Source organism: Micrococcus sp. TCR-5, from assembly GCF_052220525.1.
GTDB classification, from domain to species: domain Bacteria; phylum Actinomycetota; class Actinomycetes; order Actinomycetales; family Micrococcaceae; genus Micrococcus; species Micrococcus luteus.
This window is the reverse complement of record NZ_JBQPDO010000010.1, coordinates 24458-49455: the sequence shown is the minus strand read 5'-3', so window position 1 is coordinate 49455 and position 24998 is coordinate 24458. Positions and strand designations below refer to the sequence as shown.

Below are 24998 nucleotides of genomic sequence, written 5' to 3'. Positions count from 1 at the left end.
CGCTCTCCTCACTTCCCCTCGGCGGCCGGCTCGGCCGCGGTCGTCGTGGCCGCGCACGGCTTCGGCCGGCCCTCCGCCAGGGCAGCCCGCTCGGCGCGCTCCTTCTCCCCGGACTCGGTGTCGATCCGCACCACGGTGTCCGTGTAGATGCCGGGGGTCACCACGTGCTCCGGGTCGATCGGCTCCTCGCGGACCTCGTCCACCTGGACGATCGTGGTGGCGGCGGCCGCGGCCATGACGGGTCCGAAGTTGCGGGCGGTCTTGCGGTACACGAGGTTGCCGTGGCGGTCCGCCGCGTACGCCTTGATGAGCGCGACATCGCCGCGGATCGGGGCCTCCAGCACGTAGTGCGTGCCGTCGATCTCGCGGACCTCCTTGCCCTCGGCCAGCTGCGTGCCGTAGCCGGTGGGCGTGAAGAAGCCGCCGATGCCGGCGCCGCCGGCGCGCAGGCGCTCGGCCAGGTTGCCCTGCGGGACGAGCTCCAGCTCGATCTCCCCGGCACGGTAGGCCTCGTCGAAATGCCACGAGTCGGACTGGCGCGGGAACGAGCAGATGATCTTGGCGACCCGCCGCTCCTTGATCAGCAGCGCCAGGCCCGCGTCCGCCTGGCCCGCGTTGTTGTTGACCACCGTGAGGCCGGTGGCCCCGGACTCGAGCAGCGCGTCGATCAGCTCCATCGGCTGGCCGGCGTTGCCGAACCCGCCGATCAGCACCGTGGCGCCGTCGGTGATGCGGGAGACGGCCTGCGCGGCCGTGTCCACGAACTCCAGCATGGGGACTCCTTGGATGAGGGGGTCGGGTGGGTGCTCGGCCGGACGCGTCAGCGCGCGGCCACGTTCTCGAGGACGACGGCGATGCCCTGGCCCACGCCGATGCACAGCGCGGCCACGCCCCACCGCTCACCGGAGGCCTCGAGGCGGCGGGCCAGCGTGCCGAGCACGCGGGTGCCGGAGGCCCCGAGGGGGTGGCCGATCGCGATCGCGCCGCCCCAGGCGTTCACGATCTCCGGGTCCACGCCCCAGGCGTCCGTGCAGGCCAGGGACTGGGCGGCGAAGGCCTCGTTGAGCTCGACGGCGGCCACGTCCTTCCAGCCGATCCCGGCGCGGGACAGGGCCCGGTTCACCGCCTCCACCGGCGCGTAGCCGAAGAAGTCGGGCTCGTTGGCGGCGGTGGCGCGGCCGGCGATGCGGGCCAGGGGCTCCAGGCCGAGCACATCGGCGCCCGTCGACGAGCCCAGGAGGGCGGCCGAGGCGCCGTCGTTCATGGGCGAGGCGTTGCCCGCCGTGACGGTGCCGTTCTCCCGGCGGAACACGGTGCGCAGGCCGGCGAGGGTCTCGGGGGTGGAGTCCGGGCGGACGGTCTCGTCCCGCTCCAGGTCCGTGCCGGGCACGGCGGCCACGAGGGAGTCATACCGCCCCTCGTCCCACGCCCGCGCGGTAAGGCGGTGCGAGCGCGCGGCGAACTCGTCCTGGCGCTCGCGGGAGATGCCGAAGCGCTCGCGCAGCAGCTCCGTGGCCTCGCCGAGCGAGACGGTCCACTCCGGCGGCATCGCGTCATTGATCAGGCGCCAGCCGAGCGTGGTGTTCGCCGCCGCCAGGTCGTGCATGGGGAACGGGCGGGTGGTCTTGGGCAGCACCCACGGGGCACGGGACATCGACTCCACGCCGCCCACGAGGACCACGTCCGCCTCGCCGGTGTTGATCTGGCGGGAGGCGATGATCGCCGCGTCCAGGGATGAGCCGCAGAGGCGGTTCACGGTGGTGCCGGGGATGGACAGCGGCAGGCCGGCCAGGAGGGTGGCCATGCGGGCCACGTTGCGGTTCTCCTCGCCCGCGCCGTTGGCGTTGCCGAAGACGACCTCGTCGATCCGCTGCGGGGCGGCGGCGTCCGTGCCGGCCTCGATCGGGCGGCCGGCGGCGGCGTCGGCCACGGCCTGGGCGGACGCGGCGCGCAGGCCCTCCAGGCCCGGGGCGCGGTCCACGAGGGTGCGGACCACGTGGGCGGCCATGTCGTCGGGGCGCACCCCCGACAGCGCGCCGCCGACCTTGCCGAAGGGGGTGCGGACGGCGTCGAACACGTAGGCATCGGTGAGGCTCATGGCCTCACCGTAGGACCGCCTCGGCGGGCGGGGAAGGGTGTGTGCGTGACGCGCACGGGCGTGCGCTGTGCGCATAGCGGACTACGCTGGCGGACATGACCGACGACGTCGACGCCCCCGGCGCACGTCCCGCGTCGGGCGGGGACGTGGTGCGCGCCCTGGCGTCCGGTCTGGCGGTGCTGCGCGCGTTCACCCCGGACACCCCCACGCTCTCGGTGAGCGAGGCCGCGACCGCCGCGGGGGTCACCCGGGCCACGGCGCGGCGCATGCTGCTGACGCTCACGGAGCTCGGCTACGCCGTGCAGGACGGGCGGCGGTTCGCGCTGACCCCGCGCGTGCTGGAGCTCGGCCACGGCTACTGGTCCGGCCGGTCCGTCTCCGAGATCCTCCGGCCGATCCTCACCCAGGCCTCGCAGCGCCTGCACCAGTCCTGCTCCGCGGGCGTGCTCCACGGGGCGCACCTGATGTACATCGCGCGTGTGCACACCGAGCGGATCCTGCGGGTGAACCTCGACGTCGGCACGCGCCTGCCCGCGTTCACCACGTCCATGGGCCGCGTGCTGCTGGCCGACCTGCCCGAGGACGAGGCCTGTGCCCTGCTCGCAGGCGCCCCGCGCACCCCCGCCACGGAGCACACCCTCACGGACGTGGACGCGCTGATGGCCGAGCTGGCGCGCGTGCGGGAGCAGGGCCACGCCGTGGTGACCGCGGAGCTGGACGCCCATCTGAGCAGCGTCGCCGTGCCCGTGCGCGACGCCGAGGGGCGAGTGGCCGTGGCGATCAACACGGCGCTGTCCCTCGGGCCGGACCATCGCGACCCGGGCGCGCGCCGGGCGGCCCTGCGGACCGGGGCCCGCGTGCCGGCGCCGCGCACGCCGGAGGTGGCGGCCGCCGTCGTGCAGGCCCTGCCGGTGCTGCGCGCCGCCGCGGACGACGCCGAGGCCGCCCTGGCCGCGCTCCAGCGCTGAGCGCCCACCCCCTTCAGCACTCCCCGCACCCGCATCCGCACCAGCACCAGCACCCGCCCCCGCGAATCGACTGCGGTTCTGACCCGTCTGAGGCCCGGAACGGCCGCCAGAAGGGTCGGAAGTGCAGTGGATTCGGAACGGGAAGGGCAGGGTGGGGGGTCAGGCCGGGAAGCGGCGGAGGTACTCCTCGAGGGAGTCGTCCGGGCGGTCCATCCACGGCACCGGGTGCGCCGCGGCCAGCGTGCCGGTCACGGTCGAGCGGTGCCGCCGGTCGCGGAACGTCCGGACGTCCTCGATCCGGGCGTCGCGCATCTCGAGGAAGGTGCGGGCCACCGCCTCGACGTCCACCTCCGGGCAGTCCGTGTGGGAGGACAGGTCCTGGATGTACGCGCCCTGGTAGGCCAGCGCGGCCGGCGGCCCGTCGATCCGCGTCATCCGCTCGAACCAGGCGTCCATGTCGGCCCGACGCTCCTCATCGCCGGGCACCGGGACGCGGCCGAGCAGCACGTCGCGGGCGAAGAAGGCCTGCGCGTCCAGGAGCGTCAGGGTGAACAGCTGCTGGGTGGCACCCAGGTAGAGCACGCGCGGGTCGGCGTGCCAGACCACGCCCTTCCACAGCCCGAACGGGGCCAGCAGGTTCGGGCCGGCCAGCGCCAGCTCGCCCGGCAGGAAGGGGTAGTGGTGGCGGTAGCCGGTGCACAGCAGCACGGCGTCGTACTCGGCGGTGGAGCCGTCCGCGAAGGTGACCTCCGCACCGTCGAACCCCTGCACCTCGGGGGCCTCGTCCATGCCGGCCGGCCACGCGATGTCCTGCGGGCGGGCACGGTAGGCGGTGGTCACGTGGGCGGCGCCGGCGCGGTGCAGCTGCAGGGCCAGGTCCTGCCCGGAGTAGGAGGAGCCCACCACGAGCACGCGACGGCCCGTGTACGGCTCCGGGCTTCGGTAGTCGTGGGCGTGCTGGACCTGCCCGGGGAAGGTCTCCACGCCGGGCCAGGACGGCAGGTGCGGGGTGTGGAAGTGCCCGGTGGCCACCACGACGCGGTCGAACCGCTCGGTGACGGCCTCGCGCGTGACCAGGTCCTCCGAGGTCACCCCGAACCCGCCGTCGTCGAGCGGCTGCACCCAGCGGACGGCCGTGGCGAACCGGATCTGCGGGCGGATGCGCCCGGCCACCTCGGCCACCCGGCCCACGATGTAGTCCCGCATGGCCTCCCGCGGGAGGTACGAGGACACGGCGCGGCCGAAATGCGCATCGAACGGGTAGTCCGGGTACTCCATGCACTCCTTGGGCCCGTTGATCCACAGGTCCCGGTACATGGCGGAGTGCACGGGCTCGCCGTGGCGGTCCGCGCCGGTGCGCCAGTCCAGGTTCCACTGGCCGCCCCAGTCGTCCTGGCGCTCGAACGCCACGACCTCCGGGACCGCCGCCCCCGCGTCCTCGGCCAGGGCGAGGCTCCTCAGCAGGGCCATGCCGGACGGGCCGGCTCCGATCAGGGCGACGCGCTCACGCATGGGTGTCCTTCCGAGAGTGGGGGTGGGGCGGCTCGGCCCGACCGTAGCACCGGCCCCCGCGAATCGACTGCGGTTCTGACCCTTCTCCGGGGTGGAACGGCCGCCAGAAGGGTCACAAGTGCAGCGGGCCACCCGCACCATGATCGACCCGCCGAACGGGGCGCGGCGGACAAGGGTCACGGCCGCCACGGCCATGAGTCCGAGGCCGTAGAGGAGGCCGGCCGGGTCCCACATGCCCAGCACGACGCCGGACCCGGCGTCGGCAAGGTCGGCATCGTGCCGGGCGAAGACCTCCTGGGCCAGCTGGAACGCGATGCTCCGGGGAGTACTCCCAGCTTCCTCTACGGCATGCGATACTCCCATCATTCATTACTCAATTCACGCGCCGTGCATGGCAGCCGTTGGCCACAACGGCATGTGACATCACTGCGCCCTCCCGAAGGAGCATCGTGGCCCGCAAGAGCAATCCTGTGTATTACGACGCCAACGGCAATGTCGTGCAGCCCCCCGCGAAGAAGAAAGGGGGGTGTCTCAAGTACGCCCTGATCGGCCTGCTCGCCCTGATCGTGATCGCCGTCCTCGCCTCCATGATGGGCGGCGGTTCGAACAGCACCTCGGAGGGGGGCGGAGAGGCCGCCTCCCAGGGCGAGACCAGCTCCAGCGACGAGGCAGCCAAGGTCGGCCTCGGCCAGGAGTTCACCGTGGGCGACTGGGCCACGACCGTTGAGTCGGTCGATACGCCCGTCGCGAGCGTCGGCCCGTCCGGCTTCTCCACGGAGGCCCAGGGCGAGTTCGTGCCCGTGCAGATCAGCGCGAAGAACAACGCCAAGGAGGAGCGGACGTTCTTCGCCGACAGCGTGAAGCTCGTCAGCGCAGACGGGGCCGAGTACAGCTACAGCACGGACGCATCGATCTACGGCACCGAGAACGGCATGAACATCGAGCCGACCAACCCGGGCAACGTGGCCAGCGGCTACCTGTGGTTCGACGTTCCGGCAGGGACCGAGATCACCCAGGTCAAGGTCTCCGGGGGCGGCCTCTCCCTCGATCAGCCGGTGGTCGTCGAGCTCGACTGATCAGCGCGCAGACGAGGCCCCATGTCCTTCCCGGGCATGGGGCCTCGTGCGCGCTGTGAACGTTGCGCTCAGAGCGGCCTGCCCTCGGCGAGGTCGGCGTCCTCCTGGGCGAGCTTGAACGCGATGTTCGCCGCCGGCACGGAGGCGTAGACCGCGGTCTGCAGGAGGATCTCCTGGATCTCCTCCCGGGTCAGGCCGTTGCGCAGGGCGGCGCGCGGGTGCATGGCGCACTCGTCCCAGTAGCCGCCGGCCACCATGGCGGAGATGGTCACGGCTGAGCGCATCCGCCGGTCCAGACCGGGCCGCGTCCAGATCGTCCCCCATGCGTAGCGGGTGATCAGGTTCTGGAAGTCCTCGGTGGTGGCGTCCTTCCTCGCCTCGGCGCGGTCCACGTGGGCGTCGCCCAGGACCTCGCGGCGCACGGCCATGCCCGCGTCGAGCACCTCCTGGGAGGTGCGGTCCATGTCGTGCCCGATGGGCTGCTCGGCGCTCATGCGCAGTCTCTCCTCGTGGTGGGGGCGTCGTCGTGCGGGGCAGGGCGGGAGGGGGCGGGCGGCTCAGCGCGCCGGGAAGGCGGCCAGGGCCGCGGCGGTGCGCTCGGGCTGCTCGAGGGGGGCCTGATGGGCGGTCTCGTCGAACACGTGGGTCACGGTGCCCGGCACCGCGGCGGCGATCTCCTCGCCCGCCGAGGGCGGGGTGACCTGGTCCGCCACGCCGTGGATCGTGAGGACGGGGACGGCGATCTCCCCGAGGCGCCCGCGCACGTCGAAGTCGGCCAGCGCCTCGCACAAGCGCGCGTAGGAATGGCGGTCCGCCTCCTGCAGGGTGTGCAGCAGGCCCGTCGTCCGCTCCGGGTGGGCCGCGATGAACCCGTCGGCGAACCAGCGCTGCGCCGAGCCCTCGACGAGGGTCGGGGTGCCGGCACGCTCCACGAGCTCGGCGCGCTCGCGCCAGGACCCCGCCTCGCCGATCTTCGCGGCGGAGCAGATCACGGCCACACCGGAGACGGTGTCCGCGTGGTCCAGGGCCAGCTGCAGCGCCACGCACCCGTTGAGGGAGACGCCCGCGAAGTGCACGGGCAGGTCCGCGGGAACGGTGCCGTCCTCCTGCAGCGCCTGCACGGCGGCGACGACGGCGTCCGCCAGCTCCGCCATCGAGAACGGCTCGGCGTGGGGCTCGGAGGCGCCGTGGCCGGGCAGGTCGTAGCCGACCACCACGGTGTCCTCAGGGAGCTGCTGCGCGGCGAGGCTCCACAGGGCCTGGACGCCGGTGCCGAGGCCGGCGCCGACCACGAGCACGCGGGCGGGGTCCTGGGCGGGCTTCAGGAGGGTGGTGGTGACACGGGGGGTGCTCATGGGCGGTCCTTCCTCTGCGGCGGCGCCGCACCCCGAGGGGCGCGGCCGGTTCTGACGGAGATGGTCTCAGGTGCGGGGCGGCGTCGTCGTGCCCCGGCGGGCGGCGAGGAGGCGGTCCACGAGGGCCTCGGCCTCCCCCGTGTAGGCGGCGGGGTCGAGGAGGTCGTCGAGGCGGGCGTCCGGAACGGACTCCGGGACCGCCGCGCGCAGCAGGGCGCGGAAGTTCCCCTCGCACGCCAGGGAGCGGTCCACGACGTCCTGGATCAGCCGCTTCCCGGAGCCCGGCTCGCCGGAGGCCTCGTCCAGCTCCGGAGCCAGCTCGGCCATGATCGGCTCGGAGACGAGCAGCGGGCCGGTGAGCTCCAGGTTGCGCCGCATGCGGTCCTCGTGGACGCGCAGGCCGGAGACGAGCTCGCGGGTCAGGGCCGCGGTCCCGCCGGCCACCCGCAGCAGGCGGCGCAGCGCGGGCCACTCGGCGTGCCAGGCCCCGTCCGGGCGCTCGTCGTCCGCGGCGCCGGCCGCCGTGTACACCCGCGCCGCGAGCCCGGGGGCGGACAGCGCGGCGGAGCGGATCAGCACGGAGAGCACGGGGTTCTGCTTGTGCGGCATCGGGGAGGAGCCGCCGCGGCCGGCCGCAAGCGGCTCACCGAGCTCGCCGTTCTCGATCCGCGCCGATGTCAGCACGTCGTTGGCGATCTTCCCGCACGCGGCCACGACGTCGGCCAGGGCCGCGGCCACGCCCGTGACGGCCATGCGGTTCGTGTCCCAGGGCCCGGCGGGGGCGGCGAGGCCCAGCTCGGCGGCGAGGTCCTCGACCAGGGTGAACGCGGTGACCTCGGGGCCGAGGGTCCCCGCGCGGTGCGCGCGGTCGACGTGCCCGGACAGGGAGGCCAGGGTGCCGGCGGCGCCGCCCCACTGGACGGGCAGGTCCGCGACGGCGGCGGCGAGCCGATCCGCGGCCTGGCCGAGGCCGTCGAGCCAGTTCGCGGCGCGCAGCCCGAAGGTGGAGGGCAGGGAGTGCTGGGCGAGGGATCGGGCGACCATCGGCGTCGAGCGGTGGGCGCGGGCCAGCTCCGCAAGCGCGTCCTGCGCGGCGGCGAGGTCCTCGGCCAGGATCGCGCCCACCCGGCCCACCATGACCATCAGCGCGGAGTCCACGACGTCCTGGCTCGTGGCGCCCAGGTGCACGGCGCGGGAGCCGGCCGGCAGCTGCGCGCGCAGCGCCTTCAGCGCCGGGATCAGGGGGGTGCCGCCGCCCTGGGCCGCGCGGGCGAGCGCGGCGAGGTCGTAGGCGTCCGGGTCGCCCGCCGCCGCGGCGGCCGCCGCCTCCGCCTCCGTGGCGAGCCCGTGCCGGGCGAGCACGCGCACCCAGGCCGCCTCGACGTCGAGCAGGTGCCCCAGGAAGGTGCGGTCCGCGGTGGCGGCCTCCGCCCGACTGCCGGCCCAGGCCGGATCCAGGAGGCCGACGTCGGCGACGGCGGCGAGGTCGGCGGCGGCTGAGGTCATGGCGGGCTCCTGGGGTCGGAGGGGTGGGATCGGGCTCCGGAGGCGGCGTCAGGCCCGACCCGTCCCGCGTGTGGGAGGGGCCGGGCCTGCGGCCGAGGCCGGCGTCAGTCGAGCTCGGGGTACTCGATGCCGGGGAACTGCAGGAACACGGTCTCCTTCGGTGCGTGCTCCCCGGGGCCCTGGATCCAGATGTCGAACTCGAGCGAGCCGTCGTCGTTCCGGGTGCCGATCAGGGTGCGACGGCGGTCCTCGTCGAGGGAGGTCAGGAACGCGTCCTGCACGATCGCCTCGGCGTCCTCGGGCAGGTACACGCGGGTGTGCAGCTTGTTCAGCAGGCCGCGGGCGAACACGACGACGTGGATGAACCGGGCGCGGTCCTCGTTCACCACGCCGGGCTCCACGGTGGAGAAGGTGTAGCGGCCCGCGTTGTCCACGGCGCAGCGGCCCCAGCCGGTGAAGGTGAAGCCGTCCTGGACGAGGGAGCCGTCCTCCTGCGAGATGACGCCCTCGGCGTCGGCCTGCCAGATCTCGATCATGGCGTCCGGGATCGGATCGCCGTTGCCGTCGTAGACGGTGCCGAACAGGCGCATCGCGTCCGCGCGGCCCGCGGGGACCAGCTGGTGGCCGTCGCGCCACGGCAGGTGGACCTGCTCGTAGCCGTTCGCGTAGCCGAAGAACGGGCCGATGGTCTGGCCCGGGGTGGGGACCAGCCTCCCGTCGGCGGTGCGCTCGGTGGTCTCGTCGATCCGCATCAGTGATCGCCCTCCTCGTCTTCCATCCAGGTGCGGTGGCTGCCCGTGAGCACGATGTCCCACCAGTAGCCGGTGTTCCACTCGTGGCTGGTCACCGAGTGGTCGTAGGTGGCCACGAGCCGGTCGCGGGCGGCCTGGTCCGTGATGCCCTGGTAGATCGGGTCCAGCGGGAACAGCGGATCGCCCGGGAAGTACATCTGGGTGATCATGCGCTGCGTGAAGTCCGTGCCGAACAGGGAGAAGTGGATGTGCGCCGGGCGCCACGCGTTGCGGTGGTTCTTCCACGGGTACGGGGCCGGCTTGATGGTGGTGAACTCGTAGGTCCCGTCCGCGCCGGTCAGTGTGCGGCCGATGCCCGTGAAGTTCGGGTCCAGCGGCGCGGGGTGCTGGTCCCGCTTGTGCACGTAGCGGCCGGCCGCGTTGGCCTGCCAGATCTCCACCAGCTGGTGGCGCACGGGGCGGCCGTCGTCGTCGAGCACGCGGCCGCGCACCTTGATGCGCTCGCCGATCGGCTCGCCGTTCTGGCCGACGGTCAGGTCCGCCTCGAGCGGGTGCACGTCGCGGTGGCCGAAGGCCGGGGACCACAGCTCCACGGTCTCGGGGTCGGCGTGCACGAGCGACTTGGTGGGGTGGCGGAACACCGACGAGCGATAGGGCGGGAAGTCGAGCCGCGGCTGGGTCTCGCCCTGGGCCTGGGCATGGACGGCCGCGATCTCTTCACTGATCTGCCCCTGCGAGTCGCGGGTGGCGGCTGGATCGAGCACGTGGGCGCTGTCGAACGTGTCGTCGTCCTTGGCCTGGGCGGCGATGCTCACGTCGGCTCCTTTCTCTGCGGGGTCGGGGATCGGTCGGGCTCAGGCGGAGGGCCAGCCGGTGTACTGCTCGGCGAGGAACTGCCGTCCGTAACGGGACTGGACCACGTTGCGGAGCTCACCGCGCACGCGCATGTCCTCGAACTCCGAGGCGTCCGGGCGGGCGTGGAGCATGGTGGTCATCCAGTAGGAGAAGTTCTGGTCCTTCCACACGCGGGTCAGCGCCGTCTCCGAGTAGGCGTCGAGCAGGTCGCGCGAGCCCGTGGCGGCCCACGACTCGAGCGCCTCGGCCAGGACGCGCACGTCCGCGAAGGCGAGGTTCAGGCCCTTCGCCCCGGTGGGCGGGACGGTGTGTCCGGCGTCGCCGGCGAGGAAGACGTTGCGGTGACTCAGCGGTGTGCGCACATAGGAGCGGAAGCCGAGCACCGTCTTGTCGATGATGGGGCCGGTCTTGAGGGTGAAGCCGTCCGGGCCGGCCACGATGCGCTGCAGCCGGTCCCAGATCCGGTCGTCGGACCAGTCCTCCACGCGGGTCGAGGGGTCGCACTGGAAGTACATGCGCTGCACGGTCTCCGAGCGCTGCGAGATCAGGCCGAAGCCATGCTCGGAGCGGGCGTAGATCAGCTCAGGCGAGGACTTGGGCGCCTCGGCGAGGATGCCGAACCAGGCGAAGGGGTACGCGTGGAAGTGGTCCTCGCCCTCGGTGTCGCGCTGGAGGGCCTTGCGGACGGTGGAACGCGAGCCGTCCGCGCCCACGAGGATGTCGCAGCGCAGTTCCTCGACCGGCCCCTCCTCGCCAGCGGCCACGGAGCGGAACCGGACGCCGGGGGTGTCCGAGTCGACGTCGAGCACCTCGAGCACCTCGGTCTCGAAGCGGACGTCGCCGCCGTCGCGCCGCCGCGCCGCGGCGAGGTCGACGAAGACCTCGTTCTGCGCGTACAGGGTGACCGTGGCACCCACGAGCTCCGGGAAGTCCAGGGCATGCGACTCGCCGTCGAAGCGCAGGATGATGCCGCGGTGCTCGTCGCCCACCGTCCTCACCCGGCCGTCGACGCCCATGTCCGTCAGCATCTCCACGCTGGGCTGCTCGAGGATGCCCGCGCGGTGGGTGTGCGCAATGGTCTCGGGGTCACGGGACTCGAGGACGACGTTGTCGATCCCCTGCCGCGCGAGCAGGTGGGAGAGCATCAGGCCGGCGGGCCCGCCGCCGACGATGCCGACGCGGGTGCGGGTCACGGGGGGCTGGGTCATGGCGTCCTTTCCGGGGGACGTCACCGGTCGGGCCGGGCGGGTCGGGCCGCGCGGCCGGGGCCGGCGGCGGAGGTCCCGACCATCCTGTGGCGCAGGACACGGCCCGCGCCCGGCCGTTCTCACTCAGTGAGAATGGCCGCCGAGTCCGCGGGCGATCCCCCGGGCGGCCGTCATCAGCAGGGGCGGCACCCCCGGGGTGTACGGCGCCTCGCGGGGGACGACGACCCCGAGCGCGGCCGCCGCCACGCCGTCGGCCCCGCGGACCGGCACGGCGACCCCCCGGGACTCCTCGTCCAACGCGCCGTCCACGGCCGCGTACCCCTCCCGCCGCACATCCGCCAGAAGCGCTCGCAGCCGCGGCTCGCTGGGCGTGGCCACCCGCGCCCGCACGCCCGCGGGCACCGCACGCCCCGACTCGAGGGGATGGTGATCCACGACGGCGCCGAGCCGGTCCCGGTGCCGGGCGATGAACCGCTCCGCCGTCTCGACCGGGGCGTGGGCGAGCAGCACGAGTCCCAGGGCGGTGGTGAACGGCGGCAGCCGACCCGCGACGTCCGCCTGGTTCACCACGGCCCCCTGGGAGGAGAGCCGGGCGAGCACGAGGACGCCTTCGGCGTCGAGCACCGCGAGCTGGGTGTGCTGGTGCAGCACGGCCTGGACGTCCAAGAGGAACGGCATGGCCGTCCGGGCCAGGGACATGCTCGGCGCGCTCCGGGAGGCCATCTCCCACAGCCGCAGGCCGGGCCGGACCACGCCGTCCTCGTCCTTCTGCAGCAGCTCGGCGCGCACCAGCCGGTCCACCCACCGATAGGCGGTGGCCAGGGGCAGCTCGGTGCGCCGGGCCAGGGCCGCCACGGTCAACACCGGACGCTCCGCGTCGAACGCGAAGCGGACCCGGATCAGCCGGTCCAACGTGCCGCTCGCGCCGGCCCGCTCACGTCAGGAAGTCGCGCGCCACCTCGAGGAAGCGGTCGTTGGCCTCCTGCTCGCCGATGCTCACGCGCACGCCCTCGTCCGCGAACGCCCGGACGGACAGGGCCCGGGCCTGGGCGGCCTCGGCGAAGGCCTGCGTGCGCTCGCCGAGCGGCAGCCACACGAAGTTGGCCTGCGAGGAGGGCAGGTCCCAGCCAGCCTCGGCCAGGGCGGCGGCGACGCGCTCGCGCTCGTCGACGACGACCTGCACGCGCTCGAGGACCTCGTCCAGGTGCTCGAGCGAGGCGATCGCGGCCTCCTCGGCCACCGTGGACACCGCGAACGGGGTGGCCACGGTGCGCAGGGCCTTGGTGATCTCCGGCTGCGAGACCGAGTAGCCCACGCGCAGGTTGGCCAGGCCGTGCGCCTTCGAGAAGGTGCGCAGCACGACGACGTTCGCGTGCTTGCGGTACATCTCCAGACCCTTGACCGCGTCCTCGTCGCGGACGAACTCCACGTACGCCTCGTCGATGACCACGAGGATGTGCGCGGGCACGCGCGCCAGGAAGTCCTCGACCTCGGCGGTCGTGAGCACGGGGCCGGTCGGGTTGTTGGGGGTGCAGAGCAGGATCACGCGGGTCCGCTCCGTGATCGCCTCCAGCATGGCCGGCAGGTCGTGGCGGTGGTCCGCGGTGAGCGGCACCTGCACGTCCACGGCACCGGCGGTGCGGACCACGATCGGGTAGGCCTCGAAGGAGCGCCACGCGAAGATCACCTCGTCGCCCTCCCCGGCCTCGCCGTGGCCGGCGAAGGCGGTGATGACCTGGGCCAGGGCGCCGAGGGAGCCGGCACCGGTCACGACGTCGTCCGCCGGGACGTCCAGGTGCGCGGCCAGGGCCTGGCGCAGGCCGGTGGAGAGGGTGTCCGGGTAGCGGCAGAGGGTGCTGGGCGCGCCCTCCGGGCCGGTCACGACCTGACGCACCCGGTCGATCACGCCGGGCACGGGCGCGTAGGGGTTCTCGTTCGAGGAGAGCTTGTAGGGGTGCAGGCCCGGGACGGCGACCGGCGGCTTGCCGGCGGCGTACGGCGGCAGCATGCCGACCTTCTTGTGGGGCGCGACCACGGCGGGCGTCTGCTGTGCGTCATCAGTCATGGCCACCAGGGTAATGCGGGCTGCGGACGCCGTGAGCGGCACCACGGGACCCGGGCTCAGGCTGCGCCGAAGGCGACGGCGACGGCCCGGGCCGCCTCACCGAGCCGGTCCCCGAGGCGCGCCGGGTCCTCCGGCCGCGTCGCGTAGACCACGGCGAGGGCGGCGGGCAGCTGGCCCGGGACCCGCAGCGGCACGGCCACCGAGGAGACGCCGGTGATGACCTCGTCGGAGCTGACGGCCCAGCCGCGCTCCCGCACGTCGTCGAGCTCGGGTCGCTCGGGCGGGGCCTCACCGGGCAGCCGCGCCCACTCCTGTCCGGTCAGGGCGACGGCGATCGCCATCCCCGGCGCACCGACCCCGAGGGGGTGCCGGGTCCCCGGCCGCTGCGTGACGAGGTTGCCGCTGGGCGGCTCGGCCGTGGCCAGGGTGAGGCAGTGGGCCCCGTCCCACACCACCAGGAACGCGGTCATGCCCAGGTCGGTGGAGACGGCGGTCAGGTGCGGCATGGCCGCCGCGCGCAGATCCTGCTCCACCCGGCGGGCGAGGACGGCCAGGCCGGGGGCGGCGTGGACGCGGCCGAGGCCGTCGCGGCGCAGCAGGCCGTGGGCCTCGAAGGTGCGCAGCATGCGGTAGGCGACCGAGCGATGGACGCCCAGGCCGTCGGCGAGGTCGGCGATGGTGGGCGGCTCGGGCGCCTCCACGACGGTCTCGAGCAGGGTGAGCGCGCGGGAGAGCGTCTGGGAGGGTGCGCCCTCCCGGACCGGGCCGCCGTCGTGCTCTGCCATCCGTGCTCCTCGCCTCGCGTGCCGGACGTGACGCGCCCGGGGCGTGGTCGGCCCGCGCACCGGTTGTGAACCCTGTCACGTCCGCGTACAGTCTGGCACACATGTGTTCCCAGGGGGAACACCGTGTTCTCTGAGAGAACACGCCGTCGGGTGGCACGCGCGCCGCGCAGCGACATCCCCCGCAGCGAAAGGACCCCCATGCTCTTCCACCACCACGGCTATGTCTCCACGAACCCGCGCGTCCAGGTGGCGGCCGGCATCGGCCTGGACCGCCCCGCCGAGCTGCCGGACGAGATGGACGTGCTGATCGTCGGCTCCGGCCCGGCCGGCATGATCGCCGCCGCCCAGCTCGCGATGTTCCCGGACGTCCACACCCGCATCATCGAGCGCCGCCCCCACCGCCTCGAGATCGGCCAGGCGGACGGCATCCAGGCCCGCTCCGTGGAGACCTTCCAGGCCTTCGGCTTCGCGAGCGAGATCATCGACGAGGCCTTCGACCTGACCTCCATGGCGTTCTGGAACCCGGCCGAGGACGACGCGGACACGATCGTGCGCACCTCGCTGGCCGAGGACGACCCGGAGGGCGTCTCCGAGTTCCCGCACCTGATCGTGAACCAGGCCCGCATCCTGGACTGGTTCGCCGAGTACATGAAGAACTCCCCCACCCGTGCGGAGCCGGACTACGGCTGGGCGTTCGAGACCCTCGAGGACACGAACGACGGCGAGCACCCCGTGCTCGTGACCCTGCGCCGCACCGTGGACGCCCAGGGCAACGCCCTCGAGGACCCCGCCTCGGGACCAACCCGCCAGGTGCGCGCCAAGTACGTGGTGGGCGCGGACGGCGCGGGCTCTCGCGTCCGCAAGGCGATCGGCCACACCCTGACCGGCGACGCCGCGAACCACGCGTGGGGCGTCATGGACGCGCTGGCCGACACGGACTTCCCGGACATCCGCACCAAGTGCGCGATCCACTCGTCCAGCGGCTCGATCCTCCTGATCCCCCGCGAAGGCGGGCACCTGTTCCGCATGTACGTGGACCTCGGCGAGGTCCCGGCGGACGACAACCACAAGGTGCGCCAGACCCCGCTCGAGGAGATCATCCGCCGGGCCCAGCAGATCCTGCGCCCCTACACGCTGGACGTGAAGGAGGTCGCCTGGCATTCGGTGTACGAGGTGGGCCACCGCCTCACCTCGGGCTTCGACAACCGCGAGCGCGTGGCCCACCCCAACGTGTTCCTGCTCGGCGACGCCTGTCACACCCACTCCGCGAAGGCCGGCCAGGGCATGAACGTGTCCATGCAGGACGGCTGGAACCTCGGCTGGAAGCTGGGCCAGGTGCTCTCCGGGATGGCCCCGGTCGAGCTCGTGCCGACCTACTCGGAGGAGCGCAAGGAGATCGCCAAGAACCTGATCGACTTCGACAAGGAGTGGTCGACGCTCATGGCCAAGCCCACCTCCGAGCTGGGCGACCCGAACGAGGTGGCCGAGTTCTACACGAAGACCGCCGAGTTCCCGGCCGGCTTCATGACGGAGTACCAACCCTCCCTCCTCACCACGGACGCCACCGGTCAGGCGCTGGCGCAGGGCTACCCCATCGGCAAGCGCTTCAAGTCGGGGCTGGTGGAGCGCTCGTGCGACACCAACGTGAAGCACCTGGGCCACCTGCACCGCGCGGACGGCCGCTGGCGCGTCTACGTGTTCGCCGACACCGCCTCCCCGCGCGCCGAGGATTCGAAGGTCGCGGCGTGGGCGAAGGCGATCGTGGAGGACCCGCGGTCCTTCCGCAACCGCCACACCCCGTCGGACGGACCGGAAGACGCCCGCTTCGACATCAAGGTCGTGTACCAGCAGAAGCAGACCGAGTTCGCCCACCCGGACGTGCCGTCGATCTTCCGGCCGACCACCGGCCCCCTCGGCCTGCACGACCTGAACAACATCTTCGCCACGTGTCAGCCCAAGCACGGCGAGGACATCTTCGAGGCCCGCGGCATCAGCCGTGACGGCGCCGTCGTCGTGGTCCGCCCAGACCAGTACGTCTCCGGCGTCTTCGGCCTGGACGAGGTCGACCGCCTGAACGCGTTCTTCGCGGGCGTGCTGCTCGACGCGAACTGAGCAGGTGGCGGGCGCCCCCCGCCGGTGCGCTCACCGGGATCCCGGGGGCAGGTGGTCCCGCTCGGGCGGCGTGCGGCGCAGGCGCACCGCCCGGCTCGAGGCCACGGTGCCGGCGGTCAGCCCGGCCAACGCGGCGGAGAGCCCGGCGACCTCCGCCCGGGATGCGGGCTCGGCGGTCTCGAACTGCCGGATCAGGTCCACCTGGGCGTCGAAGGCGTGGGCGGCGCCCAGGTCGTCCTCGGCCGCCAGCGGAGACGTGGGCCGGAAGCCACCCCCGGGCGCATCCCACCCGTGTCCGGCCGGGTGGAAGACCACCTCGGCCCGGCGCGCCGAGACGGGGGCGGGCGCCCCGTCCGCGGCGACGGCCAGGTCCCCGTCCGAGGAGAACTCCAGCACCTCGGTCCGTCCGGTCTCCACCGCGTTGCCGGACGGTGCCGCGACCGTCATGACGCCGGCCACGGGGTACACGGACGTGAAGTCCTCGCGCCCGGCCAGGTTGACGGCGTGCACCCCGCCCTGGGAGTAGCCGGCCAGGACGAGCGGGGCGCCGTGCGGGACGCCGGCCGCCTCGAGCGCCGCCCGCACCGCCGGGGCCGTGACCTCGGACTCGGAGCCGAGGGCGTCCAGCAGCCCGCCGGCGTCCCACGGGTCGGTCGACTCGGGATCCGGGATCAGGCCGCCGCGGGTGCCCGGCAGGCCCACCACCCAGGCGCGGCTCCCGTTCTCTCGCACCACCTCCGTGACCGTGAGGTCCCCGTCCCCCTCCTCACGCGGGATGAGCGAGGCCAGCCCCGTGGCCGAGCCGTCCAGCAGGGCGGGCGCCGTCGGCCGGTCCTGCGGCGCCCCGTGCGGGGTCACCGCGCCCCGGGGCGCCGCACCGGCGAGGGTCAGGGCGTCCGCCGCCACGGTCCATGCCTCGTCCGGGGAGACCCGCAGCGCCTCGGTGAGGTCCGACGCGGCATCCGTCCCCTTCTTCGCCGCGGAGGAGACGGGCCGCTTCAGCACGCGCTTCTGCGCCCTCGTCAGCATCTTCACGTCGATCCGCGCCAGCGCCGCGAGCAGGGGGAACCCGGCGGCCGCGAGCATGGCGGCCACGATGGCCTCGGGCACCGCCTGGACGACGTCCTGCACGAGCCGCTCCGCCTCGCGGGTGGTGAGGCCGTCATGGCCGTCCCGCCAGAGCAGCGCCGGCAGCTCCTCCAGGGAGGCGTCCTCGGCGGCCATGATGCCGGCCGCCGCGCGCTCGGCCTCCTCGTAGCGGGCCGCCGCGGAGAGCAGGTCACGGTGCAGCTCGGCGCACTGCTCCGACAGGCTCCGCACCCGGCCGACCGCCTCCGCCAGCCGGTCCTGCAGCAGGGCGGCGGAGGCGAGCCACGCGGCCGACCGGCCCAGCCCGAAGGCGGCCGCGTCGACCTGCCACGAGGCTCCGGCCGCCTCTTCGGCGGCGTGCTCGTGCCGGCCGGCCACGACGCGCATCTCCTCGGCCTCCGCGTAGATCGAGCCCGGGCCGCCGTGCGTGCTGAAGGCCACCGCCCCCGGGCTCGCACCCCGCCCGCCGGTCATGCCGCCACCGCCAGCGAGCGCAGGACGGCCAGCGCGGTCTCCTCGGCCGCCCGCTGCCGGGCCTCCGCGTTCCGGCGCGCGTCCTCGGCGTCCCGCTCGGCGGTGGCCCGCAGGGCGAGCCACTCCCCGGCCTCCCGTTCGAGCTCCGCCGCCAGGGTCGCCGCCCGCCGGACGGCCTCCCCATAGGCGCCGGCGGCCTCCCCGCGCCATGCCGTGTGCATCGCCGAGCGCACGTCCGTGGCGGCGCTGACCAGCCCGCCCAGCGCCGTGCGCAGCTGCGTCTGGGCCGCGGCGAGGTCGGCGAGGGCCTGCTCGGCGGCCTCCCGCTCGCGCCGGGCGGGGTCGGCCCACGCGGCCAGGCGGGCGGCGTCGTCGTCGAGTCCGACGGCCCGCAGGGCCGTGGCGATCTGCTGAGGTCCGATGAGGGGTGACATGCGGCCACCGTAGGGAGGACCCGGGTCCCGCGACCGCGGCGAGGGACGATCCGGGGATGGGGGACGCCGTCGGGACGCCTGTGCAGGAGAGAACCGTCCCGCACCGTCCCGACGGCCGCATCGCACCCGGGCCCCGCATGCCCCGGCGTGTTGACCGAGGTCACACCCTGGCCTATCCTGAACGAGCGGTCAGTAATTCGGTGCGCCCCGGTGCGCCCTGACCACGGAACCAGCCCGCACTCAGCGTGAGGTGATCCCCATGACGCAGACCAGCTCCCCCCAGCACCTGGCCTCCGTCCCGTCCCCCGAGGATGCGGCCGGCCAGGAGAACTTCGATCGCCTGATCGCGGAGGACTCGCGCATCGAGCCCCGCGACTGGATGCCCGAGGCGTACCGCAAGTCCCTGACCCGCCAGGTCTCCCAGCACGCGCACTCCGAGATCATCGGCATGCAGCCGGAGGCCAACTGGATCACCCGCGCCCCCTCCCTGAAGCGCAAGGCGATCCTCATGGCCAAGGTCCAGGACGAGGCCGGCCACGGCCTGTACCTGTACTCCGCCGCCGAGACCCTCGGCACCCCGCGGGACGAGCTGAACGAGCAGCTGCTCTCCGGCCGCGCGAAGTACTCCTCGATCTTCAACTACCCGGCCCGCACCTGGGCGGACATGGGCGCGATCGGCTGGCTCGTCGACGGCGCCGCGATCTGCAACCAGGTGCCGCTGTGCCGCGCCTCCTACGGCCCGTACGGCCGCGCGATGGTGCGCATCTGCAAGGAGGAGTCGTTCCACCAGCGCCAGGGCTGGGAGATCCTCTACGAGCTCTCGCACGGCACCCCGGAGCAGAAGCAGATGGCCCAGGACGCCGTGAACCGCTTCTACGGCCCGGCCCTGCAGATGTTCGGCCCGCCGGACGAGGACTCCCCCAACTCCCGCCAGTCCATGGCGTGGAAGGTCAAGCGCTTCTCCAACGACGACCTGCGCCAGCGCTTCGTGGACATGATCGTCCCGCAGGCCGAGGCCCTCGGCCTCACCCTGCCGGACCCGGACCTGAAGTGGAACGAGGAGCGCGGCCACTACGACTTCGGCGAGCTGGACTGGGACGAGTTCATGTCCGTGATCAAGGGCGACGGCCCCATGAACACCCAGCGCATGGCCCGCCGCATCCAGGCCCACGAGGACGGCGCCTGGGTCCGCGAGGCCGCCGCCGCCTACGCCCGCCGCCAGGCCGAGCAGAACGCGCCGGCCGAGACCCACCTGATCGGAGCCTGACCCATGAGCGAGACCACCGCCGCCTCCCACGCCTGGCCCCTGTGGGAGGTCTTCGTCCGCGCCAACCGCGGCCTCTCCCACGTGCACGCCGGCTCGCTGCACGCCCCGGACGCCACCCTGGCGCTGCGCAACGCGCGTGACCTGTACACCCGCCGCAACGAGGGCACCTCCGTGTGGGTCGTCCCGGCCGAGGCCATCGCGGCCTCCGACCCGGACTCCAAGGGCGGCTTCTTCGAGTCCGCGCAGGGCAAGTCCTACCGTCACGCCACCTACTACCAGCAGTCCGAGGGGGTGCCGCACCTGTGAGCTTCGCGACCAACGACTCCGCCACGAGGCACTCCGCCGGCGTGGCCATCACCGCCGAGGAGATCGCGGCCGGCGAGCAGAAGGCGAGCGACGACGTCGCCCGCTACGCCCTCGCCCTCGGTGACGACGCCCTGATGCTCGGCCAGCGCCTGTCCTGGTGGATCTCGCGCGCCCCGGAGCTCGAGGAGGACATCGCCCTGGGCAACATCGCCCTGGACCTCGTGGGCCACGCCCGCTTCCTCCTCTCCTACGCCGGCACCGCGTGGGGCAAGACCGAGGACGAGCTCGCGTACTTCCGCGACGAGGAGGAGTTCCGCTCCGTCCGCCTCGTGGAGGCCGAGAACGGCGACTTCGCCAAGACGATCGCCCGCCAGCTGTACTACTCGTTCTACTCGTACGAGCTGTACACCCGCCTGCGCGAGTCGGCCGACCCCACGCTCGCCGCCATCGCGGACAAGGCCCTCAAGGAGGTCCTGTACCACCAGGACCACGCCGCCCTGTGGCTGCAGCGCCTGGGCCTGGGCACCGAGGAGTCGAAGCGCCGCATGCAGCGCGGCCTGGACGAGCTGTGGCCCTACGTGGCCGAGCTCTTCCACGACGACGACGTCGTCCGCGCCCTCGCCGAGCAGGGCGTCGCCGTGCTGCCGTCCTCGCTCGAGGAGCCGACGATGACCCGCATCCGCGCGGCCATCGAGGAGGCCGGCCTGACCGTCCCGACGACGGGCACCGCCCGCGGCGGCGACCGCTCCGGGGCCATGAGCGAGTACCGCGGGTACATCCTCGCGGAGATGCAGTCCCTGGCCCGCCGTCACCCGGGAGCGACCTGGTGACCACCGCCGGCGAGCTGCGCCCCGCCGATCCCGCCGACGCGCGGGTCTGGGATGCGGCCTCCACCGTGCACGACCCGGAGATCCCCGTGCTGTCCATCGCGGACCTCGGGATCCTCCGGGAGGCACGGGCCGAGGGCGAGAGGGCCGTCGTCGTCATCACGCCCACCTATTCCGGCTGTCCCGCCATGGACACCATCACCACGGACGTCACCCGCGCGCTCGAGCGCGCCGGGTTCCCCGACGCCGAGGTGCGCCTGGTGCTCCAGCCGGCGTGGACCACGGACTGGATGACGGACGAGGGCAAGGCCAAGCTCAACGAGTACGGCATCGCCCCGCCCGTCGCGCGCACCACGGACGGCCCGGTCATGATCGGCATGGCCGTGAAGTGCCCGCGCTGCCACTCCCTGAACACCCGCGAGATCACCCGCTTCGGCTCCACCTCCTGCAAGGCCCTCTACACCTGCCGGGAGTGCCTCGAGCCCTTCGACTACTTCAAGGTGCACTGATGACCGAGACCACCGACGTCCCCACCACCGGCAAGCGCCGCGCCACGTTCAACACCCTCGAGGTGTCCGAGCTGCGCCGCCTGACCGACGACTCCGTGGAGATCACCTTCGCGGTGCCCGAGGAGCTCGCCGACGACTACGACTACGTGCCGGGCCAGTACGTGGCCCTGCGCAAGGAGCTCGACGGCGCCGAGGTGCGCCGCTCCTACTCGATCTGCGCCGTCCCGAAGCGCGGCGAGATCCGCGTGGCCGTGAAGAAGGACATCGGCGGCAAGTTCTCCACGTGGGCCAACGAGAGCCTCGAGGTCGGCGAGAAGATCGACGTGATGAACCCGCAGGGCGCGTTCACGTCCCGCACGCACGTCACCTCTCTCAACGACGCCCAGAAGGTGGCGGCGGAGAAGGTCGCGGAGAAGAAGGACACGCACCTGGTGGCGTTCGCGGCCGGCTCGGGCATCACCCCGATCATGGCGATCGCCAAGGCCGTGCTCGCGGCCTCCGAGACCTCGCGCTTCGACCTGGTCTACGCGAACCGCTCCGCCATGGACGTGATGTTCGCCGAGGAGATCGGCGACCTCAAGGACAAGTACCCGGCCCGGTTCACGGTGCACCACGTGCTCTCCCGCGAGCAGCGCGTGTCCCCGCTGCTCTCCGGCCGCATCGACGAGGACAAGCTCACCACCCTCCTGGACCGCGTGATCGACGTGGAGGGCACCGACGAGTGGTTCCTCTGCGGCCCGTTCGAGCTCGTGCAGCTCACGCGTGAGACGCTCGCCGCCCGCGGCGTGTCCGAGGACGACGTGCGCTTCGAGCTGTTCACCACCGGCCGTCCGGAGAACCCGCAGGGCCACTCCGGACGTGTCGTCGAGGTGGACCCGAAGGGCGACAACGTGACCATCGAGTTCAACCTCGACGGCCTCACCGCCAAGGTCGAGTCCCCCAAGTCCGCCCACGAGACCGTCCTCAACGCGGCGCTGCGCGTCCGCTCGGACGTGCCCTTCGCGTGCGCCGGCGGCGTGTGCGGCACCTGCCGCGCCAAGGTCGTCGACGGCGCGTACGAGATGGACGAGAACTACGCGCTCGAGAAGGACGAGGTGGAGAAGGGCTACGTGCTCACGTGCCAGACCCGCCCGACCTCCGACTCGATCACGCTGGACTTCGACGCCTGAGCGCCCGCCCACGAGACCGAAGGAGCCCCCGATGATCGAGATCACCGTCGAGAACGGCGTCGCCGAGATCGTGCTGGACGCCCCCCAGAGGATGAACGCCCTGGACGAGGCCGCGCTGGCCGAACTCCAGGCCGCCTACGAGCGGGCCGCCGCCGGCGTCGAGTCCGGCGAGGTCCGGGCCGTGCTGCTGCGCGGCGAGGGCCGCGGCTTCTGCGCGGGCCGCGACATCTCCGCCGTGGTCCCGGCCGAGGACGACGCCACCGCCTACCTGCGGGACAGGGTCACCCCGGTGCTGCGGGCCATGTCCGAGATCCCGGTCCCCACCTTCGCCGCGGTGCAGGGCGCCTGCCTGGGCGTGGGCCTCGGCCTCGCGATCGCCACGGACGTGGTGTACGTGGCCGAGGACGCGAAGATCGGCTCGCCGTTCGCGAACCTCGGGGCCACCCTGGACTCGGGCGGCCACTGGCTGTTCACCGAGCGCCTGGGCGCGCACCGCACCCTCGACCTGATCTACACGGCCGAGCTCCTCTCGGGCGCCGAGGCCGTCCAGGCCGGGCTGTTCTCCCGGGCCCTGCCCGCGGACGAGCTGCTGGAGTTCACCCGCGCCAAGGTCGCCCAGGTGGCCTCCGGCGCGACCCTCGCGTTCCGCGCGTCGAAGGAGCTCGTGGCCCAGGTCCGCGACCACCGCGTGGGCCTGTGGGAGTCCCTCGACGCGGAGAACATCGCCCAGGGCGAGCTCTGCGGCACCGCGGACTACGCCGAGGGCTTCCAGGCCTTCCAGGAGAAGCGGAAGCCGGAGTTCACCGGCCGCGGCTGAGCCGCCACACCCCGCCACCGACGACGGCGCCGCACCCTTCGCGCGAGGGGCGCGGCGCCGTCGTCGTCCCGGCCCGGCCGCGTCACATTCCCGTCATCAGCCCGGATCGTGGCGTGAGTCACAGGGGATCGTATACGGTGACGGGTGTCACTTCCCGACCGATCGGTCGGGAACCACACCGTCCTGCCGCCGCCTCACGGGCGGCCGCCGCCCCGCATCCCAGGAGCATCCATGAGCCACACCGTCGCATCCCCCGCGGCGCCCGCCCCCGCGCGCGATCGCCGCGAGGAGCGCAAGGTCATCGCCGGCACCGTCGTCGGCACCACCGTCGAGTGGTACGACTTCTTCATCTTCGCCCAGGCCACCGCGCTCGTCTTCGCCGCCCTCTTCTTCCAGCCGATGGGTGAGAGCGGCTCCCAGATCGCCGCGTGGGCCACCCTCGGCATCTCCTTCCTCATCCGCCCGCTTGGCGCGATCGTCGCCGGCCATCTCGGTGACCGCTTCGGCCGCAAGTTCGTCCTGTCCCTCACGCTGATCGGCATGGGCCTGGCCACCACCCTCATCGGCCTGCTGCCCACCTACGCCCAGATCGGTGTGTGGGCCCCGATCCTGCTCGTCGCGCTGCGCCTGCTGCAGGGCCTGTCCGCGGGCGGCGAGTGGGGCGGCGCGGCGCTGCTGTCCGTGGAGCACGCCCCCCACGGCAAGCGCGGCCTGTTCGGCTCCGCCCCGCAGATCGGCGTGCCGCTGGGCATGATCCTGGCCACCGGTGTGCTGTTCATCGTGCGCTCCACCATGTCCGAGGAGCAGTTCCTCACCTGGGGCTGGCGCATCCCGTTCCTGATCTCCGTGGTGCTCATCGTCGTCGGCTACCTGATCCGCAAGGCCGTCGAGGAGTCCCCGGTCTTCAAGGAGATGCAGCAGCTCAAGGTGGACGAGTCCGCCCCGCTGGGCGAGCTCTTCCGGCACCACACCAAGGAGGTCATCCTCGCCGCCGTGATCTTCGCCGCGAACAATGGCGTCGGCTACCTGCTCATCGCGTGGTTCTCGAAGTACGGCGGTCCGAAGGGCCTGGGCATGACCTCCTCCGAGGTGCTCATCGCGAGCCTCGTCGGCGGCGTCGGCTGGTTCATCTTCACCCTGCTCGGCGGCTGGGTCTCGGACAAGATCGGCCGCAAGCTGACCTTCGTCCTCGGCTACGGGTTCCTGATCATCTGGGCCTTCCCGCTGTTCGGGCTGCTCAACACCGCGTCTCTGCCGCTGTTCTCGCTGGGCCTGTTCGTCCTGACCCTGGGCCTGGGTCCGTCCTACGGCCCGCAGTCGGCGATGTACGCCGAGATGTTCCCGGCCCGCGTCCGCTTCTCCGGCGTCTCCATCGGCTACGCGCTCGGCACCATCATCGGCGGCGCCTTCGCCCCGCTGCTCGCCGACCAGCTCGTGAAGACCGGCTGGGAGAACGTGGCCTGGTACATCATCGTGATCTCCGCGATCTCGCTCATCGCCGTCCTGTTCGTCCCCAAGGGCATCCAGGACCGCGAGCTGCACGACGAGCAGGTCGTCGCCACCCGCTCCCACCCGGTGGTCCCGGCCTGATCCGGCCCGCCTGACGGGCTTCGCCCGTCCCCACCCCACGACGACGGCGGGTCCTCCTCCGGAAGGGCGCGCCGTCGTCGTGGGCGACCGGACCGGCGCCGAGGCCCGCAGACACGCCGCTACCTCGGGGACGTAACGGCGCGTCTGCGGGCCTCCGTGCGGGGTGCGCCGGGTCAGACGCTGATCGACGTGGCCTCGGCGCGGCCGCCCGGCCCCGTCTCCGC

24 protein-coding genes are annotated in these 24998 nt (G+C 73.1%); 10 read left to right on the top strand and 14 right to left on the bottom strand.

The window, feature by feature from the left end; translation table 11 throughout:
• Positions 1-8 precede the first annotated feature (8 nt).
• Positions 9-773, bottom strand: a complete 765-nt coding sequence (locus ACTSKS_RS07235) for a 3-oxoacid CoA-transferase subunit A (RefSeq protein ID WP_020624469.1) — start codon at positions 771-773, stop codon at positions 9-11.
• A gap of 47 nt (positions 774-820) precedes the next feature.
• Complete coding sequence (locus ACTSKS_RS07230; RefSeq protein ID WP_020624470.1) at positions 821-2098, bottom strand: thiolase family protein; 1278 nt, start codon at positions 2096-2098, stop codon at positions 821-823.
• A gap of 95 nt (positions 2099-2193) precedes the next feature.
• Between ACTSKS_RS07230 and ACTSKS_RS07225 the strand changes: the two genes are divergently transcribed.
• Complete coding sequence (locus ACTSKS_RS07225; protein WP_020624471.1) at positions 2194-3066, top strand: IclR family transcriptional regulator domain-containing protein; 873 nt, start codon at positions 2194-2196, stop codon at positions 3064-3066.
• A 159-nt stretch (positions 3067-3225) separates the two neighbouring features.
• Here ACTSKS_RS07225 and ACTSKS_RS07220 read toward each other — a convergent pair whose 3' ends face one another.
• Entirely contained in the window at positions 3226-4944 is a 1719-nt protein-coding gene (locus ACTSKS_RS07220; RefSeq protein ID WP_197459296.1) for an NAD(P)-binding domain-containing protein, read from the bottom strand.
• 83 nt (positions 4945-5027) lie between these two features.
• Between ACTSKS_RS07220 and ACTSKS_RS07215 the strand changes: the two genes are divergently transcribed.
• Complete coding sequence (locus ACTSKS_RS07215) at positions 5028-5654, top strand: DUF4352 domain-containing protein (protein ID WP_129867092.1); 627 nt, start codon at positions 5028-5030, stop codon at positions 5652-5654.
• Between the two features lie 68 nt (positions 5655-5722).
• Here ACTSKS_RS07215 and ACTSKS_RS07210 read toward each other — a convergent pair whose 3' ends face one another.
• From ACTSKS_RS07210 to ACTSKS_RS07170, 9 genes are all read right to left on the bottom strand, one after another.
• Complete coding sequence (locus tag ACTSKS_RS07210; protein WP_020625039.1) at positions 5723-6148, bottom strand: carboxymuconolactone decarboxylase family protein; 426 nt, start codon at positions 6146-6148, stop codon at positions 5723-5725.
• 63 nt (positions 6149-6211) lie between these two features.
• A complete protein-coding gene (locus ACTSKS_RS07205) occupies positions 6212-7009 on the bottom strand; it encodes an alpha/beta fold hydrolase (protein WP_020625038.1) in 798 nt (265 codons plus the stop codon).
• Between the two features lie 66 nt (positions 7010-7075).
• A complete protein-coding gene (locus tag ACTSKS_RS07200) occupies positions 7076-8515 on the bottom strand; it encodes a lyase family protein (RefSeq protein WP_051995299.1) in 1440 nt (479 codons plus the stop codon).
• A gap of 104 nt (positions 8516-8619) precedes the next feature.
• Positions 8620-9267, bottom strand: a complete 648-nt coding sequence (gene pcaG, locus ACTSKS_RS07195; protein ID WP_020625037.1) for a protocatechuate 3,4-dioxygenase subunit alpha — start codon at positions 9265-9267, stop codon at positions 8620-8622.
• A complete protein-coding gene (gene pcaH, locus ACTSKS_RS07190; protein WP_196489408.1) occupies positions 9267-10076 on the bottom strand; it encodes a protocatechuate 3,4-dioxygenase subunit beta in 810 nt (269 codons plus the stop codon). The genes pcaG and pcaH overlap by 1 nt, the downstream gene beginning before the upstream one ends.
• A gap of 45 nt (positions 10077-10121) precedes the next feature.
• Entirely contained in the window at positions 10122-11330 is a 1209-nt protein-coding gene (locus tag ACTSKS_RS07185; RefSeq protein WP_036316631.1) for a 4-hydroxybenzoate 3-monooxygenase, read from the bottom strand.
• Between the two features lie 123 nt (positions 11331-11453).
• On the bottom strand, positions 11454-12242 hold the full coding sequence (locus ACTSKS_RS07180) for an IclR family transcriptional regulator (RefSeq protein WP_036316634.1): 789 nt from the start codon (positions 12240-12242) through the stop codon (positions 11454-11456).
• Between the two features lie 22 nt (positions 12243-12264).
• On the bottom strand, positions 12265-13395 hold the full coding sequence (locus ACTSKS_RS07175; RefSeq protein ID WP_181743472.1) for a histidinol-phosphate transaminase: 1131 nt from the start codon (positions 13393-13395) through the stop codon (positions 12265-12267).
• A 56-nt stretch (positions 13396-13451) separates the two neighbouring features.
• Positions 13452-14180, bottom strand: coding sequence for an IclR family transcriptional regulator (locus ACTSKS_RS07170; RefSeq protein ID WP_020624880.1), 729 nt, complete (start codon positions 14178-14180; stop codon positions 13452-13454).
• A 198-nt stretch (positions 14181-14378) separates the two neighbouring features.
• Between ACTSKS_RS07170 and ACTSKS_RS07165 the strand changes: the two genes are divergently transcribed.
• Complete coding sequence (locus ACTSKS_RS07165) at positions 14379-16292, top strand: FAD-binding monooxygenase (RefSeq protein ID WP_141843026.1); 1914 nt, start codon at positions 14379-14381, stop codon at positions 16290-16292.
• 30 nt (positions 16293-16322) lie between these two features.
• Here ACTSKS_RS07165 and ACTSKS_RS07160 read toward each other — a convergent pair whose 3' ends face one another.
• Entirely contained in the window at positions 16323-17822 is a 1500-nt protein-coding gene (locus tag ACTSKS_RS07160; RefSeq protein ID WP_223247474.1) for a hypothetical protein, read from the bottom strand.
• Between the two features lie 29 nt (positions 17823-17851).
• The gene (locus ACTSKS_RS07155) at positions 17852-18289 is read right to left on the bottom strand and encodes a hypothetical protein (protein WP_041102602.1); all 438 of its coding nucleotides are present in this window, start codon (positions 18287-18289) and stop codon (positions 17852-17854) included.
• Positions 18290-18548: 259 nt separating this feature from the next.
• Here ACTSKS_RS07155 and paaA point away from each other — a divergent pair, with 259 nt between their 5' ends.
• The 7 genes from paaA (at position 18549) to ACTSKS_RS07120 (ending at position 24774) form a co-directional block, all read left to right on the top strand.
• A complete protein-coding gene (gene paaA, locus ACTSKS_RS07150; protein ID WP_041102601.1) occupies positions 18549-19556 on the top strand; it encodes a 1,2-phenylacetyl-CoA epoxidase subunit PaaA in 1008 nt (335 codons plus the stop codon).
• Positions 19557-19559: 3 nt separating this feature from the next.
• Complete coding sequence (paaB, locus tag ACTSKS_RS07145; protein ID WP_020624884.1) at positions 19560-19862, top strand: 1,2-phenylacetyl-CoA epoxidase subunit PaaB; 303 nt, start codon at positions 19560-19562, stop codon at positions 19860-19862.
• Positions 19859-20692 carry a 1,2-phenylacetyl-CoA epoxidase subunit PaaC gene (gene paaC / locus ACTSKS_RS07140; protein ID WP_041102600.1) on the top strand — a complete coding sequence of 278 codons (834 nt, stop codon included), beginning with the start codon at positions 19859-19861 and terminating at the stop codon, positions 20690-20692. Before paaB ends, paaC begins: the two co-directional genes overlap by 4 nt.
• Positions 20689-21198, top strand: coding sequence for a 1,2-phenylacetyl-CoA epoxidase subunit PaaD (paaD, locus tag ACTSKS_RS07135; protein WP_041102598.1), 510 nt, complete (start codon positions 20689-20691; stop codon positions 21196-21198). The genes paaC and paaD overlap by 4 nt, the downstream gene beginning before the upstream one ends.
• Complete coding sequence (gene paaE / locus ACTSKS_RS07130; protein WP_061866839.1) at positions 21198-22367, top strand: 1,2-phenylacetyl-CoA epoxidase subunit PaaE; 1170 nt, start codon at positions 21198-21200, stop codon at positions 22365-22367. The genes paaD and paaE overlap by 1 nt, the downstream gene beginning before the upstream one ends.
• A 31-nt stretch (positions 22368-22398) precedes the next feature.
• Entirely contained in the window at positions 22399-23184 is a 786-nt protein-coding gene (locus ACTSKS_RS07125; protein ID WP_049146507.1) for an enoyl-CoA hydratase/isomerase family protein, read from the top strand.
• 231 nt (positions 23185-23415) lie between these two features.
• The gene (locus tag ACTSKS_RS07120; protein ID WP_069941107.1) at positions 23416-24774 is read left to right on the top strand and encodes an MFS transporter; all 1359 of its coding nucleotides are present in this window, start codon (positions 23416-23418) and stop codon (positions 24772-24774) included.
• The last annotated feature ends 224 nt before the right edge of the window (positions 24775-24998 follow it).

Bases quoted from the DNA above. Each gene is read 5' to 3' on its own strand.
- ACTSKS_RS07175 (WP_181743472.1), bottom strand. From the start codon at position 13,395: ATGACTGATGACGCACAGCAGACGCCCGCCGTGGTCGCGCCCCACAAG.
- ACTSKS_RS07155 (WP_041102602.1), bottom strand. From the start codon at position 18,289: ATGTCACCCCTCATCGGACCTCAGCAGATCGCCACGGCCCTGCGGGCC.
- ACTSKS_RS07120 (WP_069941107.1), top strand. From the start codon at position 23,416: ATGAGCCACACCGTCGCATCCCCCGCGGCGCCCGCCCCCGCGCGCGAT.
- pcaG (WP_020625037.1), bottom strand. From the start codon at position 9,267: ATGCGGATCGACGAGACCACCGAGCGCACCGCCGACGGGAGGCTGGTC.
- ACTSKS_RS07225 (WP_020624471.1), top strand. From the start codon at position 2,194: ATGACCGACGACGTCGACGCCCCCGGCGCACGTCCCGCGTCGGGCGGG.
- paaE (WP_061866839.1), top strand. From the start codon at position 21,198: ATGACCGAGACCACCGACGTCCCCACCACCGGCAAGCGCCGCGCCACG.
- ACTSKS_RS07235 (WP_020624469.1), bottom strand. From the start codon at position 773: ATGCTGGAGTTCGTGGACACGGCCGCGCAGGCCGTCTCCCGCATCACC.
- ACTSKS_RS07205 (WP_020625038.1), bottom strand. From the start codon at position 7,009: ATGAGCACCCCCCGTGTCACCACCACCCTCCTGAAGCCCGCCCAGGAC.
- paaB (WP_020624884.1), top strand. From the start codon at position 19,560: ATGAGCGAGACCACCGCCGCCTCCCACGCCTGGCCCCTGTGGGAGGTC.
- ACTSKS_RS07200 (WP_051995299.1), bottom strand. From the start codon at position 8,515: ATGACCTCAGCCGCCGCCGACCTCGCCGCCGTCGCCGACGTCGGCCTC.
- ACTSKS_RS07125 (WP_049146507.1), top strand. From the start codon at position 22,399: ATGATCGAGATCACCGTCGAGAACGGCGTCGCCGAGATCGTGCTGGAC.
- ACTSKS_RS07210 (WP_020625039.1), bottom strand. From the start codon at position 6,148: ATGAGCGCCGAGCAGCCCATCGGGCACGACATGGACCGCACCTCCCAG.
- paaA (WP_041102601.1), top strand. From the start codon at position 18,549: ATGACGCAGACCAGCTCCCCCCAGCACCTGGCCTCCGTCCCGTCCCCC.
- ACTSKS_RS07185 (WP_036316631.1), bottom strand. From the start codon at position 11,330: ATGACCCAGCCCCCCGTGACCCGCACCCGCGTCGGCATCGTCGGCGGC.
- ACTSKS_RS07165 (WP_141843026.1), top strand. From the start codon at position 14,379: ATGCTCTTCCACCACCACGGCTATGTCTCCACGAACCCGCGCGTCCAG.
- ACTSKS_RS07220 (WP_197459296.1), bottom strand. From the start codon at position 4,944: ATGATGGGAGTATCGCATGCCGTAGAGGAAGCTGGGAGTACTCCCCGG.
- ACTSKS_RS07170 (WP_020624880.1), bottom strand. From the start codon at position 14,180: ATGGCAGAGCACGACGGCGGCCCGGTCCGGGAGGGCGCACCCTCCCAG.
- ACTSKS_RS07230 (WP_020624470.1), bottom strand. From the start codon at position 2,098: ATGAGCCTCACCGATGCCTACGTGTTCGACGCCGTCCGCACCCCCTTC.